The sequence below is a fragment of the Dyella sp. AtDHG13 genome, from assembly GCF_003201105.1.
Lineage (GTDB): Bacteria > Pseudomonadota > Gammaproteobacteria > Xanthomonadales > Rhodanobacteraceae > Dyella > Dyella jiangningensis_B.
This window is the reverse complement of record NZ_QICJ01000005.1, coordinates 124,983-142,812: the sequence shown is the minus strand read 5'-3', so window position 1 is coordinate 142,812 and position 17,830 is coordinate 124,983. Positions and strand designations below refer to the sequence as shown.

General features: G+C 66.8%; 14 protein-coding genes. 6 read left to right on the top strand and 8 right to left on the bottom strand.

What is annotated here, in order from left to right:
* The first annotated feature begins 2 nt into the window (after window positions 1-2).
* Window positions 3-1,271: a multidrug effflux MFS transporter gene (locus tag BDW41_RS10515; protein WP_074551593.1), complete on the top strand. Its 1,269-nt coding sequence runs from the start codon at window positions 3-5 to the stop codon at window positions 1,269-1,271.
* Window positions 1,272-1,391: 120 nt separating this feature from the next.
* Here BDW41_RS10515 and BDW41_RS10510 read toward each other — a convergent pair whose 3' ends face one another.
* Window positions 1,392-3,320, bottom strand: coding sequence for a serine protease (locus BDW41_RS10510; protein WP_233496835.1), 1,929 nt, complete (start codon window positions 3,318-3,320; stop codon window positions 1,392-1,394).
* Between the two features lie 310 nt (window positions 3,321-3,630).
* Between BDW41_RS10510 and BDW41_RS10505 the strand changes: the two genes are divergently transcribed.
* From BDW41_RS10505 to BDW41_RS10495, 3 genes are read left to right on the top strand one after another with little or no spacing between them, the layout of a single operon-like run.
* Window positions 3,631-4,509 (top strand): pseudouridine synthase, encoded by an 879-nt coding sequence (locus tag BDW41_RS10505; RefSeq protein WP_074551414.1) that lies wholly within the window; start codon window positions 3,631-3,633, stop codon window positions 4,507-4,509.
* Window positions 4,510-4,567: 58 nt separating this feature from the next.
* On the top strand, window positions 4,568-5,635 hold the full coding sequence (locus tag BDW41_RS10500) for a class I SAM-dependent methyltransferase (RefSeq protein ID WP_074551416.1): 1,068 nt from the start codon (window positions 4,568-4,570) through the stop codon (window positions 5,633-5,635).
* A complete protein-coding gene (locus BDW41_RS10495) occupies window positions 5,632-6,345 on the top strand; it encodes a 16S rRNA pseudouridine(516) synthase (RefSeq protein ID WP_074551417.1) in 714 nt (237 codons plus the stop codon). The genes BDW41_RS10500 and BDW41_RS10495 overlap by 4 nt, the downstream gene beginning before the upstream one ends.
* A 23-nt stretch (window positions 6,346-6,368) precedes the next feature.
* Here BDW41_RS10495 and BDW41_RS10490 read toward each other — a convergent pair whose 3' ends face one another.
* Entirely contained in the window at window positions 6,369-6,566 is a 198-nt protein-coding gene (locus BDW41_RS10490; RefSeq protein WP_074551418.1) for a hypothetical protein, read from the bottom strand.
* Between the two features lie 224 nt (window positions 6,567-6,790).
* On the opposite strand from BDW41_RS10490, the gene BDW41_RS10485 reads away from it, so the two are divergent.
* On the top strand, window positions 6,791-8,350 hold the full coding sequence (locus tag BDW41_RS10485) for a YdiU family protein (RefSeq protein WP_074551420.1): 1,560 nt from the start codon (window positions 6,791-6,793) through the stop codon (window positions 8,348-8,350).
* Window positions 8,351-8,358: 8 nt separating this feature from the next.
* Here BDW41_RS10485 and trxC read toward each other — a convergent pair whose 3' ends face one another.
* Complete coding sequence (gene trxC, locus BDW41_RS10480; RefSeq protein WP_074551422.1) at window positions 8,359-8,796, bottom strand: thioredoxin TrxC; 438 nt, start codon at window positions 8,794-8,796, stop codon at window positions 8,359-8,361.
* Window positions 8,797-8,893: 97 nt separating this feature from the next.
* On the opposite strand from trxC, the gene BDW41_RS10475 reads away from it, so the two are divergent.
* A complete protein-coding gene (locus BDW41_RS10475; RefSeq protein WP_074551595.1) occupies window positions 8,894-9,337 on the top strand; it encodes a hypothetical protein in 444 nt (147 codons plus the stop codon).
* A gap of 13 nt (window positions 9,338-9,350) precedes the next feature.
* On the opposite strand, the gene BDW41_RS10470 is transcribed toward BDW41_RS10475, so the two are convergent.
* The 5 genes from BDW41_RS10470 to BDW41_RS10445 all read right to left on the bottom strand — a co-directional run bounded on the left by BDW41_RS10470 (window position 9,351) and on the right by BDW41_RS10445 (window position 17,683).
* Window positions 9,351-10,745, bottom strand: a complete 1,395-nt coding sequence (locus BDW41_RS10470; RefSeq protein ID WP_083337759.1) for a glycosyltransferase — start codon at window positions 10,743-10,745, stop codon at window positions 9,351-9,353.
* A 1,126-nt stretch (window positions 10,746-11,871) separates the two neighbouring features.
* Complete coding sequence (locus BDW41_RS10460; protein ID WP_074551426.1) at window positions 11,872-13,185, bottom strand: amino acid permease; 1,314 nt, start codon at window positions 13,183-13,185, stop codon at window positions 11,872-11,874.
* Window positions 13,182-14,270 (bottom strand): aromatic ring-hydroxylating dioxygenase subunit alpha, encoded by a 1,089-nt coding sequence (locus BDW41_RS10455; RefSeq protein WP_074551428.1) that lies wholly within the window; start codon window positions 14,268-14,270, stop codon window positions 13,182-13,184. Before BDW41_RS10455 ends, BDW41_RS10460 begins: the two co-directional genes overlap by 4 nt.
* Before the next feature lie 504 nt (window positions 14,271-14,774).
* Window positions 14,775-16,601 carry a 3'-5' exonuclease gene (locus BDW41_RS10450; protein ID WP_083337760.1) on the bottom strand — a complete coding sequence of 609 codons (1,827 nt, stop codon included), beginning with the start codon at window positions 16,599-16,601 and terminating at the stop codon, window positions 14,775-14,777.
* Between the two features lie 158 nt (window positions 16,602-16,759).
* Complete coding sequence (locus BDW41_RS10445; RefSeq protein WP_074551430.1) at window positions 16,760-17,683, bottom strand: oxygenase MpaB family protein; 924 nt, start codon at window positions 17,681-17,683, stop codon at window positions 16,760-16,762.
* Between the last annotated feature and the right edge of the window lie 147 nt (window positions 17,684-17,830).

Sequence of the window (17,830 nt, the reverse complement as noted above, 5' to 3'; positions counted from 1 at the left end):
CCATGACGTCTTCCCCGCGCCCCGTCCGGCGCAGCCTGCCGTGGCTGCTGGCGGGCCTGTCGATGATCGGCCCGTTCTCGATCGACGCCGTGTTTCCGGCGTTCCCTTTGATCGGCCAGCGATTTGGCGTGGACAGCACCGGGCTGCAGCAACTGATCAGCATGTACCTGGTCACCTATGCGGTGATGAGCCTGTTCCACGGCGCGATTTCCGACGCCATCGGCCGCAAGCCGGTGATCGTCGCCGGCATGCTGGTGTATGCGCTGGCCTCCGCGGGCGCGGCCATGTCGACCTCGTACGGCATGCTGCTGGCCTGCCGCTCGTTGCAGGGCATCTGTGCGGGTGCCGGCTTGGTGGTGGGGCGCGCCATCGTGCGCGACAGCCTGGAAGGCGCGGCCGCGCAACAGCTGATGTCGCGCGTGATGATGATCTTCAGCGTCGCGCCGGTGATCGCGCCCATCGTCGGCGCGCAGCTGCTGTTCCTCAACGGCTGGCATGGCATCTTCTGGGTGCTGATGGGTTTCACGCTGCTGATCTCGGTGGCCCTGGTGCTGTATCTGGACGAGACGCATCCGCCGGCGGCGCGCACGCCGTTCAACGCGACCACGCTGGTGCGCGGCTACATCAGCTTCGGCAGGGATCGCCCGTTCTGGCCGCTGCTGCTGTCGTGCACGGTGAACTTCGCCGGGCTGTTCCTGTACATCGCTTCGGCGCCGCACATCATCCGCGACCTGCTGCACCTGTCCGCGCAGGGTTTTCCGTGGCTGTTCCTGCCCACCGTCGCGGGCCTGATGATCGGTGCCTGGCTGTCCGGCCGCATGGCCAACCGGCGCAGCGTGACCTATACGGTGAACATGGGCTACGGCGCCATGCTGCTGGCCTGCGGGCTGCATCTGCTGATCGCGCTGGTCACGGCGCAGCCGGTGCTGCCCTGGTCCATGCTGCCGCTGGTGCTGCACGGCATCGGCGTGCAGCTGGCGTTTCCTACGCTTACCTTGTTGCTGCTCGACCGCTTCCCGCATCGCCGCGGCGGCGCGTCCTCGGTGCAGGCCTTCTGCAGCCTGCTGTTGTGCGCGATTGTGGCCGGCGTGCTGTCGCCGCTGCTGTCCGGGCGCATGGTGTATCTGGCGCTGGGCGCGAGCGTGCTGACCCTGATCGGCGCGCTGTCGTGGCGCTGGTACCAGCGGCTGTCAGCGCGGCCGCAGGTGCCGCACACCGCGGCGGCCGAGGTTGAGGTGGAGTGCCAGACGGAGATCGCCGAGCCGCGCTGAGAGTTCGTTGGCGATCGCGTGGAATTCATTTTCCCTCACCGTCATCCCCGCTTTCGCGGGGATGACGGTGAGGTACATGTCCACGTACGGCGACCTCAAACGCAGATCGCCAACAACCACTCAGTGCTCGTTGACCTGCAGCTTCTCCAGCAACAGGTTGAGCTTGCCCTTCATCGCCTCTTCGGGACGTGGCCCGTCCACGCCGTAGAACGCGGTGTAGAGCACTTCCGGCTTGGCGCCGGTGCTGGCCTGGGTGCCGCCCACGGTGCCGATGTAGGTCATGTCGTTTTCGCTGTACGGCACGCCGTCGTCCGGGTGGCTGCGGTTGACGATCTTGCCCCAGGAGTTGCGGAAGCTGTCGTCCAGGTCATCCGATGGCGCCACGTGGCGGCCGAGCGTCACGCGCTCGGCGTTTTCCACGTTGGCTTTCACCTGCACCTTGGAGACGTCCCAGATCGTCTTGCCGTGATCCTGAAAGTAGGACATGCCGAGCACGAGCTGGCTGTCGGCATCGATCTTTTGCAGCGTGGGCGTATAGGCGAAACCGATGCGCTTGGACTGGTACTTGAAGTCGCCGCCATAGTCGAAGCGGATGGCGATGTCCGACAGCACGCTGGGCAGCAGTTCGGTCTGGGCCAGGAACTCCTTCCACTGCGCCAGCGTGCCGCTGTAGGACACGTAGACGAAGTTGGCCAGCTGCTTCATGTCCGCCATGTCCTCATGCTCGGTGCGGTTGTTGGTCATGCGGAGCATGGCCGCGTAGCCGTCCGGCACCGGCAGCAGGAAGGCCACCACCAGGCCGTTGTCGTATGCCATCGGCCATTCCCGGATCTGCCAGCGCCGCTGGTAGGCGTCGGTGTAGTCGCGCTCCAGCGAGGGCTTGCCCAGCGAAGTGATCTTCACCTGTTCCGTGCCGACGCGGCGCTGCAGCGGCGCGGCCTTCAGCGCCAGGTCCATGAACAGCTTGGAATCGCCGTAAAGCTGCTTGCTGGTGATGTCGTCGGGCTTGCGCAGGTGGAACATCACCTGCTGGCCGACCAGAGCGCGTTCGAGATAGCCGTTGCGGGGCAGCGTGGCCTTGCCTGCGTTCGCCGTGGCGATGACCCAGTTGCCGTTGCTGTTGCGGTGAAGCAGGGTGGGGAACGGGTTGAGCGTGGCGTTGCTGTGCAGCAGCCGGCTCGAACCCGGGCCGTTGGGAAACAGCGTGGCGGCGTTCTCGGCCAAGAGCTCGTGCAGCTTCTGGTCCACGTCCGCGTTGTGCAGCTTCTGGTAGGTCGCGCTGAAATCCGCGAACGACTTGGGCAGCGGGAACTGGGCCTTGAACGCGCCGGTGTGGCGGTCCTCGATCACGTCTAGCTGGTAGCTCTCGCGCGTGTCGATGTCGCCGAGGTTGGCGGGCGCCTTCAGCACCAGGTCGATGGGCAGCGCGTAGTTGAGATTCTCGTCGGGCGATTTCATCACCACCACGCCGATGACCTTGCCGTCCTTGTCCAGCAGCGGGCCGCCGCTGTTGCCTGGCGAGGCGGCGGCGGAGAAGCGCAGCCATTTCCAGCGGCCGTCCTGCTCCTCCGGCGTCTGCGAGGTGTACAGGCCGTCGCGGATCACGATGCCGGTGCCCAGCGCATTGCCTACGGCGTAGACCACCTGGTTCATCTCGGGCTGCGTGTTCACCGCGAGCGGCGCGACCTTGGGCGGGTCCTTGAGCGTGAACTCGACGAAATCCTCGTGCAGCGAGTAGCGCGTGACCTTGTCGATGGCATAGACATGGCCGCTGGCATCGCGCAGCGCCGGTTCGCCCATCAGGCTGTCGACGCCGAGCGCGATGACGTGGCCGGCCGTGACGTAGCGGTTGTCGCCGATCGCGAAGGCGGTGCCGACGGAGTAGTACTTGTCCGTGCGCTCCTGGTAGGGCAGTTGGTCCAGCGGCAGCGGCTTTTCGTAGGTGAGGGGGTCTTTCTCCGGCTTGGGTATGACCACCTCGAAGGTGGCCGCCTGCACCTGCGGCAGCACGGCCGGGTCCAGGGTGGCGGCATGTAGGGGCGACAGCATGGCAAGTGCAAGGGTGGCCAGCCACGCGGCGCATCGCCGTGCGTGCCGGGGTGTCGAAGTAAGCGCGTGCCGAGCGTGGTGTGCCGGCTTATCCATGTGCTGCCTCGCGTAGTGTCTCGGCGCGCTGGGTGGCGCCATCCCCTGGGTGCGGAACCCTCCTGTCGGCGAGTGTATCCAACGGTTCAGGCGTTGGAATGGTGTACGTCACAAGTCATCGCCGTGACAGGACGGGGCCGCCGCCATGCCATCCCTCGTGCCGGAAAACGGCCCGGCGGCGGTAAGCTGCCGGGTGTTTTCCCGGAGCCCTTCGATGTCGCGTCCACCCGCCGCCAGTACCGTGCACCTGCCGCAGGGGCCGTGGGGTTCCGTGCTGGATGCGCTGTGCGCGCTGTTTCCGCGCGTCGACCGCGCCACCTGGGCGGATCGCTTCGCCCGCGACCGCGTGCTCGACGAGGCCGGCCAGCCCCTGCGCGCCGATGCGTCCTGTCGCGCGGGCATGTGCGTGCACTACTTCCGCGAAGTGCCACAGGAGCCGTCCATCCCGTTCCATGAAACCCTGCTGCATGTCGACGCCCACCTGGTGGTGGTGGACAAGCCGCATTTCCTGCCGGTGACGCCGGCGGGCGGGTTCGTGGAGGAAACCGTGCTGGCGCGGCTGACGCGTGCGCTGGGCAACACCGATCTCGTGCCGCTGCATCGCATCGACCGGCACACTGCCGGCCTGGTGATGTTTTCCGCCAACCCGGCCAGCCGTGCCGCCTATCAGGCGTTGTTCCGCGATCGTCGCATCGACAAGGATTACGAGGCCTGGGCGGCGCCGCTGCCGGCGCTGTCGTTTCCGCTGGTGCGGCGCTCGCGCATCGTGGCGGGGGAGCCGTTCTTCCGCATGCACGAAGTGCCGGGCGAGCCGAGCAGCGAAACGCGCATCGCGGTGCTGGAGCGCCGCGACACCCACTGGCGCTACGCCTTGCAACCCGTCACCGGCAAGAAGCACCAGTTGCGCGTGCACATGGCCGCGCTGGGGGCGCCGCTTCTTTACGATCCGTTCTACCCGGATCTGCCGGAGCCCCGGCCGGACGACCACGCGCATCCCCTGCAACTGCTGGCCCGCCGGCTGGCTTTTGTCGATCCGTTGAGTGGCAAGCCGCGGGAGTTCGTCAGTGAGCGGACGTTGCTTTCCATGCGGTGAGCAGCGGGCGCCTGGCGGATTGGTAACATAGGCGCCCGTTCACGGACCTTCCTGCCCGATGCCTTCTCCGTTTTCTCCCGTAGCCCATGATGCGGCGCTGGAGGCCATTTTCGTGCCCTTCGACACTGGCGAGCTGGCGCTGCCTGCCGACGGACGCGTGCTGTTCCTGCGTGCGCGCGACGGGTTCCGCTTGCGCGAAATGGCACGGAAGGGCTGGGTATGCGAGCAGGGCTTCAAGCCTTTCGCGGAAGCCCTGACGCGCAGCGGCCTGCATGTGGCGCCGCCCGGCGGCAACGAACTTTTTCCGCTGGTGCTGGTGCTGCCGCCGCGCCAGCGCGATGAGGCGCGCGCCTTGTTCGCGCAGGCGCTGCAACGCGCGTCGGAAGGCGGCGTGGTGCTGGCCGCCGTGCCCAATGCCGAAGGCGCGAAATCCGCCGAGGGCGATCTGGCGAGCCTGGCGGGTCCGCTGCACACGCTGTCCAAGCACAAATGCCGCGTGTTCTGGACGCAGCCCTTGGGGGCAACGATGGATCGCGGCCTACTGGACGCATGGACGGTGCTCGATGCGCCGCGCCTGAACGATGCGGGTTACGTCAGCCGTCCTGGCCTGTTTGCCTGGGACCGGGTGGATACGGCATCCGCCTTGCTGGCGGAACATCTGCCCGCGGATCTTGCCGGCCGCGTGGCGGATCTCGGCGCGGGCTACGGCTATCTGTCCGCGCAGCTGATCGCGCGTTGCCCGGCCGTGTCGAGCGTCGACCTCTACGAAGCCGAGGCGCGCGCGCTGGAGCCGGCGCGACAGAACCTTGAGCGCGCGCTGAGCGACAGCGGCCGGGATGTGGCGTTTGAGGTGCATTGGCACGACGTGACGCAAGGCTTGCCCAAGCGCTACGACGTCGTCGTCAGCAATCCGCCTTTTCATCAGGGGCGCGCCGACCTGCCGGAGCTGGGTCGCGCCTTTATCGATACCGCCGCCGATGCGCTGCTGCCGCATGGCAGATTCTGGCTGGTGGCCAATCGCCATCTTCCCTATGAGGCCACTCTGGCCTCGCGTTTCAACGAGGTTCGCGCCGTGGTGATGCAGGACGGTTTCAAGGTGATCGAGGCTCGCGGGGTACGCGCATGAAACTGGTCAAGCTGATCGCCAACCTGGGTTACGGCAGCCGCAAGGATGTCGCCCTGATGTTCCGCGAAGGCCGCATCACCGATCCGGACGGCGAGGTGCTGTACGCCGACGACAAGGTGCCGCACGAACACATCCGCATCGACGACGAGCCACTGGATCCGCCCGCTGGCCTGGTGCTGATGATGAACAAGCCGCTGGGCGCGACCTGCTCGCGCAAGGACATCGGGCGCGTGGTCTACGACCTGCTGCCGCCGCGCTATCGCATGCGCGATCCCGCGCTTTCCACGGTGGGGCGGCTCGATCGCGACACGTCCGGGCTGCTGCTCTTCACCGACGACGGCGCGCTGCTGCACCGGATCATTTCACCCAAGTCCTGCGTGGCGAAGGTGTACGAGGCGACGCTGGCCAGTGATCTTCGCGGCGACGAGGCCGCGCTGTTCGCCAGCGGCACGATGATGCTGGAATCGGAGAAGGATCCGCTCGAACCCGCGACGTTGCACGTGCTGTCACCGCGCCGCGCGCGCCTCACGCTGACGGAAGGGCGCTACCACCAGGTGCGACGCATGTTCGCCGCCGTCGGCAATCACGTGGAAACGCTGTCGCGGGTGTCCGTGGGCGCCTTGACGCTGGACGGCCTGGCGCAGGGCGAATGGCGCGCACTTGAAGAGCGCGAGATCGCGCGCATCTTTGAAGCACCAGCGGACGCGTGATGCGCGCGGACGCGCAGCGCCGCTCAGCCGAACGGATTCTGGCGACGGCGCGCGAGTTCGTCTTCGCGTCGCGAATGTGCGCCGGGCTGCCAGGAGACGAGCTGAAAGCCGTGCCCCTGACGTTGATGGTTGCGGACGTCCTGCGTGTCCTTGTGATTCAGCATCCCTGCCACCAGCTGCATTCCGCGACCGAAGGCGGAACGTGCGAGAAGCATGTGCATATTCGGGCTCCCGGCCGCCCCTGCGCGGCCGTTCAGGGCGCATATAACCAGTTTCACACGCGATACACAAATGCCAATCGGCACTGAATTTCGACGCAAGTTTCTCGCAAGACTGTCACAATTTTCACAATGCTGAATCGCGCAATATCCTGCGTTTTTCCGCAGGAATTTCGTGCGTTCGTGGCGCGGATCACCACGGGCGTTCCTCCTTGCCAGCGGCTGCCATGACACATCTGAACTTCGACAACGCCTTCGTTCGCGAGCTGCCAGCGGACGCCGAGCAGGGCCTGCATCCGCGCCAGGTGCTGGGCGCCCTGTATTCCAGGGTCACGCCGACGCCCGTGGCGGCGCCAAGGGTGGTGGCCTGGTCGGCGGACATGGCGCAGGTTCTTGGGCTGGATGCGGCGGCGATGGAAAGCCCCGGCCTGGCGCAGGTTCTCGGCGGCAACGCCTTGCTCGAAGGCATGCAGCCGTTCGCAGCCAATTACGGCGGGCATCAGTTCGGCGTCTGGGCCGACCAGCTCGGCGATGGCCGCGCGATTTCGCTGGGCGAGGTGCTCACGCCGGCGTGCGAGCGCTGGGAGCTTCAACTCAAGGGCGCCGGCCGCACGCCGTATTCGCGCGGCGCGGATGGGCGAGCGGTGCTGCGCTCGTCCATCCGCGAGTTCCTGTGCAGCGAGGCGATGCATCATCTGGGCGTGCCCACCACGCGCGCGCTCAGCCTGGTGGTGACGGGCGACACCGTCGTGCGCGACATGTTCTACGACGGGCACCCGCAGCCGGAGCCGGGCGCCATCGTGTGTCGCGTGGCGCCTTCGTTCATTCGCTTCGGCAACTTCGAATTGCCGGCGGCGCGGGGCGACATCGCGCTGTTGAAGCAGCTGGCCGATTTCACCATTCGTCGTGATTTCCCGGGCCTGCAAGGCACCGGCGAGCCGCTTTATGCCGCATGGTTCGCCGAGATCTGCGAACGCACCGCGCGCATGGTGGCGCACTGGATGCGTGTGGGCTTTGTGCATGGCGTGATGAACACGGACAACATGTCCATCCTGGGGCTCACCATCGACTACGGCCCGTATGGCTGGATAGACAACTTCGATCCGGAGTGGACGCCCAACACCACCGATGCCGGCCGGCGGCGTTACCGCTTTGGCCAGCAGCCGAATGTGGCGTGGTGGAACCTCAGCCGCCTCGCCATGGCCTTGGCGCCACTGTTCAACGGCACGGAAGCGCTGCAGGCGGGGCTGGATCGCTACGCGGCGGTGTATGCGCAGGCGGATCGCGACAACATCGCGCGCAAGCTGGGTCTCGCGGTCTGTGAAGACGCCGACGTGGAACGCATGCGCGAACTCCACGCCTTGCTCAGCGAGGCGGAAGTGGACATGACGCTGTTCTTCCGCGCGCTGGCCGATGTCGACCCCGAGCAGCCATCGCTGGTGCCGCTGCAGGAATCGTTCTATGACGAGGCCAAGCGACAGCAGCACGAGCCGGCGTTCCAGGCCTGGCTGGAAAACTATGCGGCGCGCGTGCGCCACGACGCGCTTTCCGGCGAGCAACGTCGCGAACGCATGCGCGCGGCCAACCCGCGCTACGTGCTGCGCAACTATCTCGCGCAGGAAGCCATCGACCGCGCGACGCAAGGCGATTACGGCGGCATCCACGAACTGCTGGAGGTCATGCGCCACCCTTACGACGACCAGCCCGGCCGCGAGCGCTTTGCGCGCAAGCGCCCGGCATGGGCGATGCACAAGGCTGGCTGTTCGATGCTTTCCTGCAGTTCCTGAGTGCGCCGTCAGCGCAGCGCGTTGGCCAGGAACTGACGCAACTGCATGCCGTTGAGCGCGCCGGCCTGGCGCGCCACCTCGCGGCCATTGCGCATCACCAGCAGGGTCGGAATGCTGCGGATGCCGAAGCGTTGGGCCAGCGCAGGTTGCGCTTCGGTATCGACCTTGGCCAGGCGCAGCTGAGGTTCCAGGCCGCGTGCCGCTTCGGCGAACACCGGTGCGAAGCTCATGCACGGGCCGCACCACGGCGCCCAGAAATCGATCACCACGGGCGGGTCGCCACGCGTTGCCACCGCGTCGAAGTTGTTGGCGGTGAGCGCGACCGGCTTGCCCTCGAACAGCGGCTGCTTGCAGCGCCCGCAAACCGGATGTTCGCCCAGGCGTTCGTCCGGCACGCGGTTGAGCGCCGAACAGTGGGGGCAGGGAATCGACAGCGTGGTGGACATGGCGGGCCTCGATGGCCAAGACTCATTGCTGCCTCAGATGGTGTTGCCAGTGCGGGGAAACAAGGAGGACGACGTGCGCGAGCGAGGGGCCGGAACCATGGCGCGGCAAGGGCTGGCCTTGCTGGCGGGCATCGTCTGGACCTTGCCCAACAGCGCACTGGGCCTGCTCGCGGGCCTGGCGTGCATGCCCTGGGGCGCCCGGCCAGAATGGCGGCGCCGCGAGTACGCGCTGGCATTCCGACGCATGCCGCATGCAGGAGCCGGCGGAGCGCTCACCTTGGGCAACGTGATCCTCTATTCCTGCGACACGCTGGATACGCCGTGCTTCACCTATGCGCACCGTGCCGGGCTGCGCAGCGAGCCGTGCATTTCCCTGGCCGATCACGAGCGCGCGCACGTGTTCCAGTACATGGCGCTGGGGCCATTGTTTCTCCCGCTCTACGCGGCGTGCGGCGGCATCAGCGCCCGCAATCGCTTCGAGTACGCCGCGGACCGCTACGCGCAACGACAGCGCGGCTGGTGGCCATGGGCGGCTGCATAGAACAGCCGCGTGGTCAGGCGCGTTCGCGTCGCGCCACGATGCTGGACAGGTAACCCATCACGTTCGCGCACTTGATCAGCGGCCCGTAGATCAGCGCGTAACCCAGCAGTCCGATCGGATTCCTGCGCACGCCCAGCCCGAGCGCGCGGAACATGCGCGATTGCACCGCGTGGATCACTGCGTTGGCGAGCAATGCCGTGGGCAGGGCAAAGGCCAGCGCGGAGCCGGCCAACCAGTAGACGCCCGTACAGGCCAGCAGCACGGCGGGTATCAGCGCCACGGAGTAGATCAGGTCGACGTACGGAAACAGCAGGCTCCAGCCGATAAAGAACGTGCTCAGCCTGCACCGGAACAGCAGCGGACCATGGGCCTTGAAGGCCTCCACCGTGCCGCGGGCCCAGCGCCGGCGTTGCTGCATGAAATGCGCGAGCGATGAGGGCACGCGCACGAAGGCGATTGCATCCTCCGCGTAGCCCACGCGATGGTGGTCGCGCAGGAGGGCCCAGGTCAGCACGATATCCTCGCCGGCGCATTCAGTCCAGCCGCCGACGACGCGCAGGATGTCGGTGCGATAGAGCGAGAACGCGCCGGGCGCGACCAGCGTGCCCTGGCAAAGGCTCTGTACCCGCCGGGTGGCCGAGATGCCGTGGAAGTAATCCCACTCCTGCATGCGCGTCACCAGGTTTTCCCGCGAATTGCGCACCAGCACGGCGCCCGCCACCGCGGCGGTGTTCGGCGGCTCGCTCATGTAGCGCGTCACCAGTTGCCGCAGCGCGAGGGGATGCAGGTGTGCATCGGCATCCAGCGTCACCGTGAGGGCATGCGCGGCGAACCGCAAACCCGCATTCAGCGCCTTCGCCTTGCCGCCGGGACAGGCGAGGTCGAGCACCTCCAGCCAGGGATGGTCAAGGTTGCGCAAGCGCTGCAGTGTGCCGTCGGTGGATCCATCGTTGATCACCACGACCTGCATCGGCGCGGGATAGCGTTGCGCCGCGATGCTGGCCAGTGTGTCGAGCAGGGTGTCCTGCGCGTTGTGCGCCGCGATCAGCAGCGTCACGGCGGGGAAATCGTCGTCGGCGAAACGCGAGCGTTCGGGGCGGCGATCCAGCAGCAGCCCCACCGCCAGGAACGTGTTCATGAAAGCCGGGAGCACCGCGATGCCCAGTACCAGTCCATGCGCCAGCAGTCGCTGCGCCGGCGTTGCCAGTGCCGCTGTCCATTGGGACGACAACAGGTACGCGAAGCTGGCCCAGGCCAGCGACACCGCGAATGCCAGGGTGAACTTCCAACCCACGGATACGTAACGGCGCCGATGCACGTGGCTGTCGTTGGCCGCGGCCAGCGGCAAGCGCACCGTGACCGGGTAGGGGCACCGCCGGGTGGACCAGTCTTGTGCGTTGACACTCATGCGAGAGCCTGCTGCTGCGATGGCCGGTCGCGTGCCTGCACTGCATGATGCGCCCGCCCGCGATCGCGGGAAAGCACTTCATGATGCCTGGCACGCGCCTGCCGGGATGGCCCTGCGCGTCCTTGCGGGAACTTGGCCTCTCGCCGTTTCGAGCGGCAAGAGCCATGCCACACGGCTTGCGCCGCGATATCGCGTCAACGTCCGGGAAAAATCGTTTACGTCAGGGCAGGTGCCGCGTGCTTCACTTCGCGCTGCCGACGCTCGCCGGCACAAACCGACGCATCGCGGCGCGTGCGCTCACTCATGCGGCCTGATGACCGCCCTTGTCGCCCGGCGCCGGGCGTGTCTGCGGTCGCGGCGCGGGGCGCTGGTTTCCCTGTCCCGGCGGTGGCCGGTTGCCACCCTGGTTCGGCGGTGGGCGATTGCCCTGGGGCGGTCGATTGCCTTGAGGCGGGCGAGGATTCTGGCCGGGAGGACGTGCGCCGGGATTCGGCCCGGGCCCTGGGCGATGGTCCGCTGGCGGGCGAGAACCCTGCGACGGTGGAGGACGACGGCCTTGCGGCGGACGGTGCCCGCCACCCGGTGGCGGCCGGTAACCCGGCGCCGGTGGCCGTGCGCCAGGACGCCAGCCCGGCGGACGCGGCGGCGGACGTGGCGCAAACGGACGGCCATACCAGTAATCGCGATTCCGGTAGAACGGCCGGTTCACGTAGTACGAGCCCCGGTACGCCGCAATGGAAAACGTGACGATGGGAATGCCGATGCGGGCGCCATAGTCGGCCACGTATACCGGCTGGTTCTGATAGGCGTACTGCACGAACGTGCCCGCCACCCAGCCACGCACGCCCATGGTGATCACGTCGCACCACGCCCAGCCCGCCGTGCAGCCCTGGATGGCGACGCTGGTGCCTGCGGGCAGCTGCGCGATGGTGGGATAGCCTGGGTCGGGCCCGCGTAGAGGTCGACGTAGGCCGTGACCACGCCGTTCAACCCCTGCGCGGATACCGTGGGACTCGCCAGTCCGAACAGCACCAACACGGTCCACACGATCCGCTTCATGGTCGCCTCTCCCGGATATGCAGCCCGATCAGACTGCGCTACCCGCGAAAGAGGCGTCAACACCGGGTCAAGCCGAGTGGTCCGGCAGCATGGGCGCCTTGCGCCTCAGCAGTCGCCAGCCGAGGTAGAACGGGCCGCCGGCCAGCAGCAATACGGCGCCCCACAGCAGCGGCTCCGTGCCCGCTCCGGCGAGCGCCCAGACCGAGAAGGCCAGCGCCAAGGCGGCCACCAGCCGGCGCGGCCAGCGCGAGCGGAGGCCTTCAAGGCGCCACCACGCCAGCGTGGCGATCAGGTAGGGCAAGAGATTGGTCGCGGTGGACAGCAGGATCACAAAGGTGAACAGCGCCACCAGCGAGCGCGTGAAATTGGCGGCAATCAACACGCTGGTCAGCACGCTGCTGATCAGCAATCCGATCCATGGCGTGCCGTGTTTGTCCACCCGCGCGAACAGGCGCGGAAACATGCCGTCCTGCGCGGCTGCCATGGTGGTCTGCGCCACCAGCAACACCCAGCCGTTCAACGTGCCGAAGCACGACACCACGGCCACCGCGGCAACCACCATGCCCGCCGTGGATCCCCAGGCGTGCGTGGCTGCCGCGGCCATGGGCGCCGGCGACGCGGCGAGCTCGCTGCCAGGAAGCATGCCGATGACCACGGTGCAGGCCAGCATGGTCGCCAGGCCGGCGACCAGGGTGCCGATCATGGTCGCGCGCGGCACGGTACGCAGCGGATCCTTCACCACACCGGTGGGCACCGTCGCCGTTTCCAGCCCCAGCAAGGCCCACAGCGCCAGCGTGGCGGTGGAAAGCGCCACGTGGGGCAGCGGCTCTCCTACGGGGTTGAACGGGTGATACGAGCCGGCGTTCAACGTTGCCAGGCCGATCAATCCAAACAGCAGCAGCGGCACCAGCTTGAGCAGCGTGGTCACCATCGCGACACGGCCGGCCTCGCGCACGCCAGCCAGCGTGATGCCCGTGCATACCCACAGTGCGGCCAGCGCACACAGCGCGCTGCGCAGCGGCGTCGAAGTGACGGCGGGCCACAGTGCGCCAAGGCTCCCGGTAAACGCCACGGCGAGCGCGGCATTGGCCGACCAGGTGCAGATCCAGTAGCTCCACGCCACCAGGAAGCCGGTGGTGTCGCCGAACGCGCAGCGCGCATAGGCATAAGGGCCGCCGTGATTGGGAATGCCTTGCGCCAGCCACGCGAAGATCCGCGCCAGCGCCAGCGCACCGCACAGCGTGATGGCCCAGCCGAGCAGGCTGGCCGCGCCGAACGGCGCCATGGCCGCGGGCAACACGAAGATGCCCGAGCCGATGATGTTGCCGATCACCAGTGCGACCAGGGTCCACTGGCCGATCACCCGCGTGCTGCCATTCATGCCTCGACCTTCGTTTCGCGATAGGCGCGGCGCACCATCTCGTGGAAATGGTGCACGGCATTTTCGCGCAACGGATTCAGGCGGCCGGCGTCGTACGAGCCGGAGGCCAGCCCGCGCTGCACGTCCTCGCAGATGGTGACGTCCTCGTCCTGCACCTCGTCGCTGAACTCGATGTCGCGCGCGCGGCGCGCCTGCGCTTCTGCGCTGTCGTCGGGCGGGTAATAGAAATCGAACTCCACGCGGCAGCGGTCCACGCCCAGCGGCAGCACGCGATTGGTCTGCAGGCGCGCCGGCAGGATGTTGAGCATGGTGTTGGGATGGATGAAGTAGTACAGCGCCTCGCCGCTGCCATACAGGTCGCCCGAACTTTCCAGCGGGCTGTACTGGAACGAATACCACTGCGCCGTTTCGGTGATGTAGCTGCGGTAGTCGAGCAGGCTGTTGAGGCCGGGATGGATGTGCGGAACGTGGTAACCCTCCAGGTAGTTGTCCACGTACACCTTCCAGTTGCATGCCACCTCATAGCTCGCCCGGTGATGGAACTGGTAGTTCTCCAGCGAGCGCTCCGGCCCCAGCCGTTCATCGATGCCGGCGACCACGTCATGGAAGGGCGGCGCGTTGCCGATGGCCACGAACACCAGTCCTTGCCACACCTGCACGCGCACCTCGGGCAGGCGGATGTCCGACGGATTGAAATCCTGCGTGCGTCCCATTTCCGGCGCACCGCGCAGTACGCCATCGAGTCCGTAGGTCCAGCCGTGATAGCGGCAGCGCAACGCCTTCGCGCCTTTTCCATCGCAACTGGCGATGGGGCCCGCGCGGTGACGGCAGACGTTGTGGAACGCACGGACGACGCCGTCTTCGCCGCGCACCACCAGCAGCGGCAGGCCGGCGATCTCCGTCACCACGTGATCGCCCGAACCGGGAATCTGGGACTGATGGCAAACCAGCTGCCAGCTACGCGCGAAGATCGCTCGCGCGTCCAGGTGCGGCATGCGTGGATCGGTGTAGAAGCTGGCCGGAAGCGTCAGCGCGTAGTCGAGCGGCTGGGGTGCAAGTACGGCGTCGTCGAGCAGGTCGCGCATGGACACTTCACCGGTGGCTATTTGTCCTACTGTTTAAACCCACGGAGGCGGCAAGGGAAGGGGGATCCGCGGCCGAAGGTGGGGGTAGGGAGTTTGGCGTCGCGAGCGGAACGCTTTGGTGTTGCTCCTCTTTACCTCGCAGCGAGAGAGGGGGCGCCGGCAGCGCTGTCACCTTGCGATGGTGGCGGTCGTTCTTGCCCCTTCACTTCAAAGGAACCGTCATCCCGGCGCAGGCCGGGATCCAGTGGCTTTACGCTTGGTTGTCGCGTAGAGGTGATCTTTTGGAGCGTCCCCGCGATTTGGCCGCCTACGTGGCCATGTTGTGGAGAGGCCAAAAGTGTCGACCAAACTCCACGCGACAACCAAGCGTAAAGCCACTGGATTCCTGCCTTCGCAGGAATGACGGTTCTTATGAAGGCGGGCGATGGCTTTGCGTCTCACCGTTATAAAGAAAAGATCGCGATGCCATCATCCCACACACAATCCCCGCAAGAAGCCAGCGAATCAACTACTGGCCAACTGCTGCTGCACCTCGTTGATCGAGTTGCGGATGCGCTGGCTGAAGATCGAATCCTCGTGATGGATCATCACCAGCCGCTCCGTCGCGCGCGTCATCGCCACATAGAGCAGGCGGGCTTCCTCGGTCTCGTTCTTGCCCGGCTTGGGCAGCGAACCGAGTCCCGGGATGATCACCAAGGGAAATTCCAGGCCCTTGCTGGAATGCATGGTGATCAACTTCACCGTGTCGTCCACCACGAAGAGCGAGCTTGAGCCGTTGCCTTCGGCGAGCTGGCTGGGAATGCCGGCCTGCTGCAAGGCTTCGTGCAGCTTCTCGCCTTCCCAGCCGTTGCGGAAGATCACCGCCATGTCCGACAGGCGGCGCCCCGCGGAGCGTTCGTCGCGCAGGCGCTGGATGATCGCGGGCAACTGGTCTTTCTGCTGCTCGACGCGGATAAGTTCGGGCAAGGCGCCGCGACGGCCGGCGCTCTGCGGTTCGATCAGCGGAATGCCGTCGTCGCCTTCGTCGCGGCCCAGCAGCAGCTCGCTGGCGAAACCACGCGCCACCGAAAGGATCTCCAGCGTATTGCGGTAGTTGAGCTTGAGGATGGTGGTGCGGCCCTGCGCCTGCACGCCCAGGCTCTTCCAGCTGAGCTTCTTGCGGCTGGCCTGGCCGTAGATGTTCTGCGCATCGTCGTACAGCACCAGCAGCGAGTTGGTGTTGGGATCGATCATCTGCACGATGAGCTTGTACCACTCTGGCTCGAAATCGTGGCCTTCGTCGATCAGCACGGCGCCGTACTGGAAGCGTGGAATCTGCCCGCTGTCCACGCCGGCGATGACCGCGGGCGGCAGCTCTTCGGCCACGTGCGGGCCGTCTTCCGGCACCGGCACGTGGTAGGCAGTGAGCATGCTGCGGCACCAGCGATGGAAGTTGTAGACCTGCACCTTGTCGCTGAGACCGCGTTCGCCCATCAGCTGTTCGAGCCGCGCGGCGAGCGCCGTGTTGTAGCAGAGCACGAGGACGGGCTTGGACAGGGTGCGCGCCAGCTCCATGGCGCGAAAGCCCAGGATCATCGTCTTGCCGGAACCGGCGACGCCGTGAATGATGCGGTGTTCATCGCCCAGCGAGCGCGCCAGCAATTCCTGCTGCGCGTCCATCACCTGGATCAGGTCGGGAATGGCCACCTTCGTGGACTTGCTCCGCTCGCCGCCGGCAAACAGGCCGAACTGTCCATCGCCGGCTTCCAGGCGAATGTCGGGGAACAGGTGCCAGCGCACGCGGTCGATCTGGGGCAGGGTGAGCGCGGTGGGAAACACCTGCGGAAACATGGCCCACAGGCGCTCCTGGAACGCCTCCGATTCCACCGACTCGTACATCTCGTCCTGGCAGATCACCAGATGCGCGGGAATGGCCGATTCGAGCTGGCCGGCCTCGAAATGCTTGCGGCTGATGTTGGCGAACACCACGCCGTAGCCCAGCGGCATCTGCAGGCGGCCTTCATAGGCATGGCCCGGCGGATAGCACAGCGCGGGATCGCGTTGCAGCACCTTGGCGATTTCATTCGCGCCGTCGCGGGCCTGCATCAGCGGGCTGTGTTCCTTCTGGCTGCTGTTGCCGGCGATCAGGGTGAACAAGGTGCGGTCCGCCTGCTGGATGCTGCCCGGCTTCCAGTCCTTCACCTCCAGCACCAGCAGCCCGCGCCGCGGATGGAACACGATGAAGTCGGGCCGGCGTTGCTTCGGGCCGATGGCCACGTCGTACCACAGCAGGTAATCGTCCTCGAGCTTCTGCTCCAGGCGTTCGGAAAAGCGCTTCTCGCCGCCGGTCATCTGCGGCAGGCAACTGTTTCGGGATGGAATGAGCGTCGCCACGGTGAGCTGCCTCGTGCCTTTCCTTGCATATGCGCAGGGCGTTCAGGTCCGGCGACGTTAGCGTATCGGCCGGCGGAGTCAATCGCGCCGCGTTGGCTGCGGCCGCGGGCCAAGCTTCAATGCCAGTGCTGCAGGGTATCGGGGCTGACACCGACGCGCATGCATGCGCGGCTGGCGATGCCATCGGGCAGGGCCATGCGAAACACGGGTGCGACCGACCACAGGGCCCTGGCCGCCAAGCGCGACTGGGCGCGTTGCAGCGGTGTGCGTTCCAGCAGCACATCCGCCCAGGGCGGCAACAAGGCGGCGCCGGCCTGCAGGAACACGTCGCGCGACAAGCCCGCCACGGGCACGGGGAGCCGCACGCGGTAGAGCACGTCCAACACTTCGCGCGAGCGTCCGCTGAATCGAAGCTCGGGCCGCATGCGCTTGAAATAGGCGGCGATCTGCGCCTCGGAGGCGGGCACCTCGCGGGCGCCCAGGGCTTGCGCAATGCGCCGTACTTCATCGTAGTAGCGATCCGCCGCGCCGGCGGGCAGGGCGATATGGCTGTAACGACGGTAGCCCTGCAGAAAACTGTAGGCTTCGGTGACGTGCACCCAGGTGAGCAGGTCGGGATCGTCGGCCGCGTATGGCCGTCCATCTTCGGCCACGCCCTTCACCTGCGCGTGGATGTGCTTCACCCGATCGATCAGCATCTGCGCCTGATCCAGCGGGGCGTAGCTGGTGCCGCTGACGAACGAGGTGGTGCGGCGCAGGCGGCCGACCAGGTCCTCGCGGAAGTTGGAGTGATCCCACACCCCCGCGAGCGCCAGCGGATGCAAGGTCTGCAGCATCAAGGCAGCGAGTCCGCCCGCGAGCATGCCGGCGAAGTCGGCGTGCACGCGCCAGGTGGCGCTGTCCGGGCCGAACAAGCCGGGGTCGCCCAGCGGATGGTCGTAGTCCACGTGACCGCCGCCGCCGCGCGGAAACACGCTGAGCACCCAGCGTCGGATGGGTTCGCGGGCAGGGCGGGTGAGCAGGTTCCAGGGCGACGTCATGGCGCGAGTGTAGCGTTCGCGGTGCGCGTTGGTTTCACATGCATCCTTTGCATGCGCGAAAAGCCTGTGTTATTCCTTGTCGCCATGACCTTCCCCGCCACCCGCCAGTATTTTTGGTTTTACGGCTATCCGATGCCGCTGGCGGAG

Excerpts from the sequence above, each read along its gene's own strand:
- BDW41_RS10515 (WP_074551593.1), top strand. The coding sequence starts at position 3 with ATGACGTCTTCCCCGCGCCCCGTCCGGCGCAGCCTGCCGTGGCTGCTG.
- BDW41_RS10475 (WP_074551595.1), top strand. The coding sequence starts at position 8,894 with ATGGCGCGGCAAGGGCTGGCCTTGCTGGCGGGCATCGTCTGGACCTTG.
- BDW41_RS10485 (WP_074551420.1), top strand. The coding sequence starts at position 6,791 with ATGACACATCTGAACTTCGACAACGCCTTCGTTCGCGAGCTGCCAGCG.
- BDW41_RS10445 (WP_074551430.1), bottom strand. The coding sequence starts at position 17,683 with ATGACGTCGCCCTGGAACCTGCTCACCCGCCCTGCCCGCGAACCCATC.
- BDW41_RS10500 (WP_074551416.1), top strand. The coding sequence starts at position 4,568 with ATGCCTTCTCCGTTTTCTCCCGTAGCCCATGATGCGGCGCTGGAGGCC.
- BDW41_RS10455 (WP_074551428.1), bottom strand. The coding sequence starts at position 14,270 with ATGCGCGACCTGCTCGACGACGCCGTACTTGCACCCCAGCCGCTCGAC.
- BDW41_RS10510 (WP_233496835.1), bottom strand. The coding sequence starts at position 3,320 with ATGCTGTCGCCCCTACATGCCGCCACCCTGGACCCGGCCGTGCTGCCG.
- BDW41_RS10460 (WP_074551426.1), bottom strand. The coding sequence starts at position 13,185 with ATGAATGGCAGCACGCGGGTGATCGGCCAGTGGACCCTGGTCGCACTG.
- BDW41_RS10505 (WP_074551414.1), top strand. The coding sequence starts at position 3,631 with ATGTCGCGTCCACCCGCCGCCAGTACCGTGCACCTGCCGCAGGGGCCG.
- trxC (WP_074551422.1), bottom strand. The coding sequence starts at position 8,796 with ATGTCCACCACGCTGTCGATTCCCTGCCCCCACTGTTCGGCGCTCAAC.
- BDW41_RS10490 (WP_074551418.1), bottom strand. The coding sequence starts at position 6,566 with ATGCACATGCTTCTCGCACGTTCCGCCTTCGGTCGCGGAATGCAGCTG.
- BDW41_RS10450 (WP_083337760.1), bottom strand. The coding sequence starts at position 16,601 with ATGACCGGCGGCGAGAAGCGCTTTTCCGAACGCCTGGAGCAGAAGCTC.
- BDW41_RS10495 (WP_074551417.1), top strand. The coding sequence starts at position 5,632 with ATGAAACTGGTCAAGCTGATCGCCAACCTGGGTTACGGCAGCCGCAAG.
- BDW41_RS10470 (WP_083337759.1), bottom strand. The coding sequence starts at position 10,745 with ATGAGTGTCAACGCACAAGACTGGTCCACCCGGCGGTGCCCCTACCCG.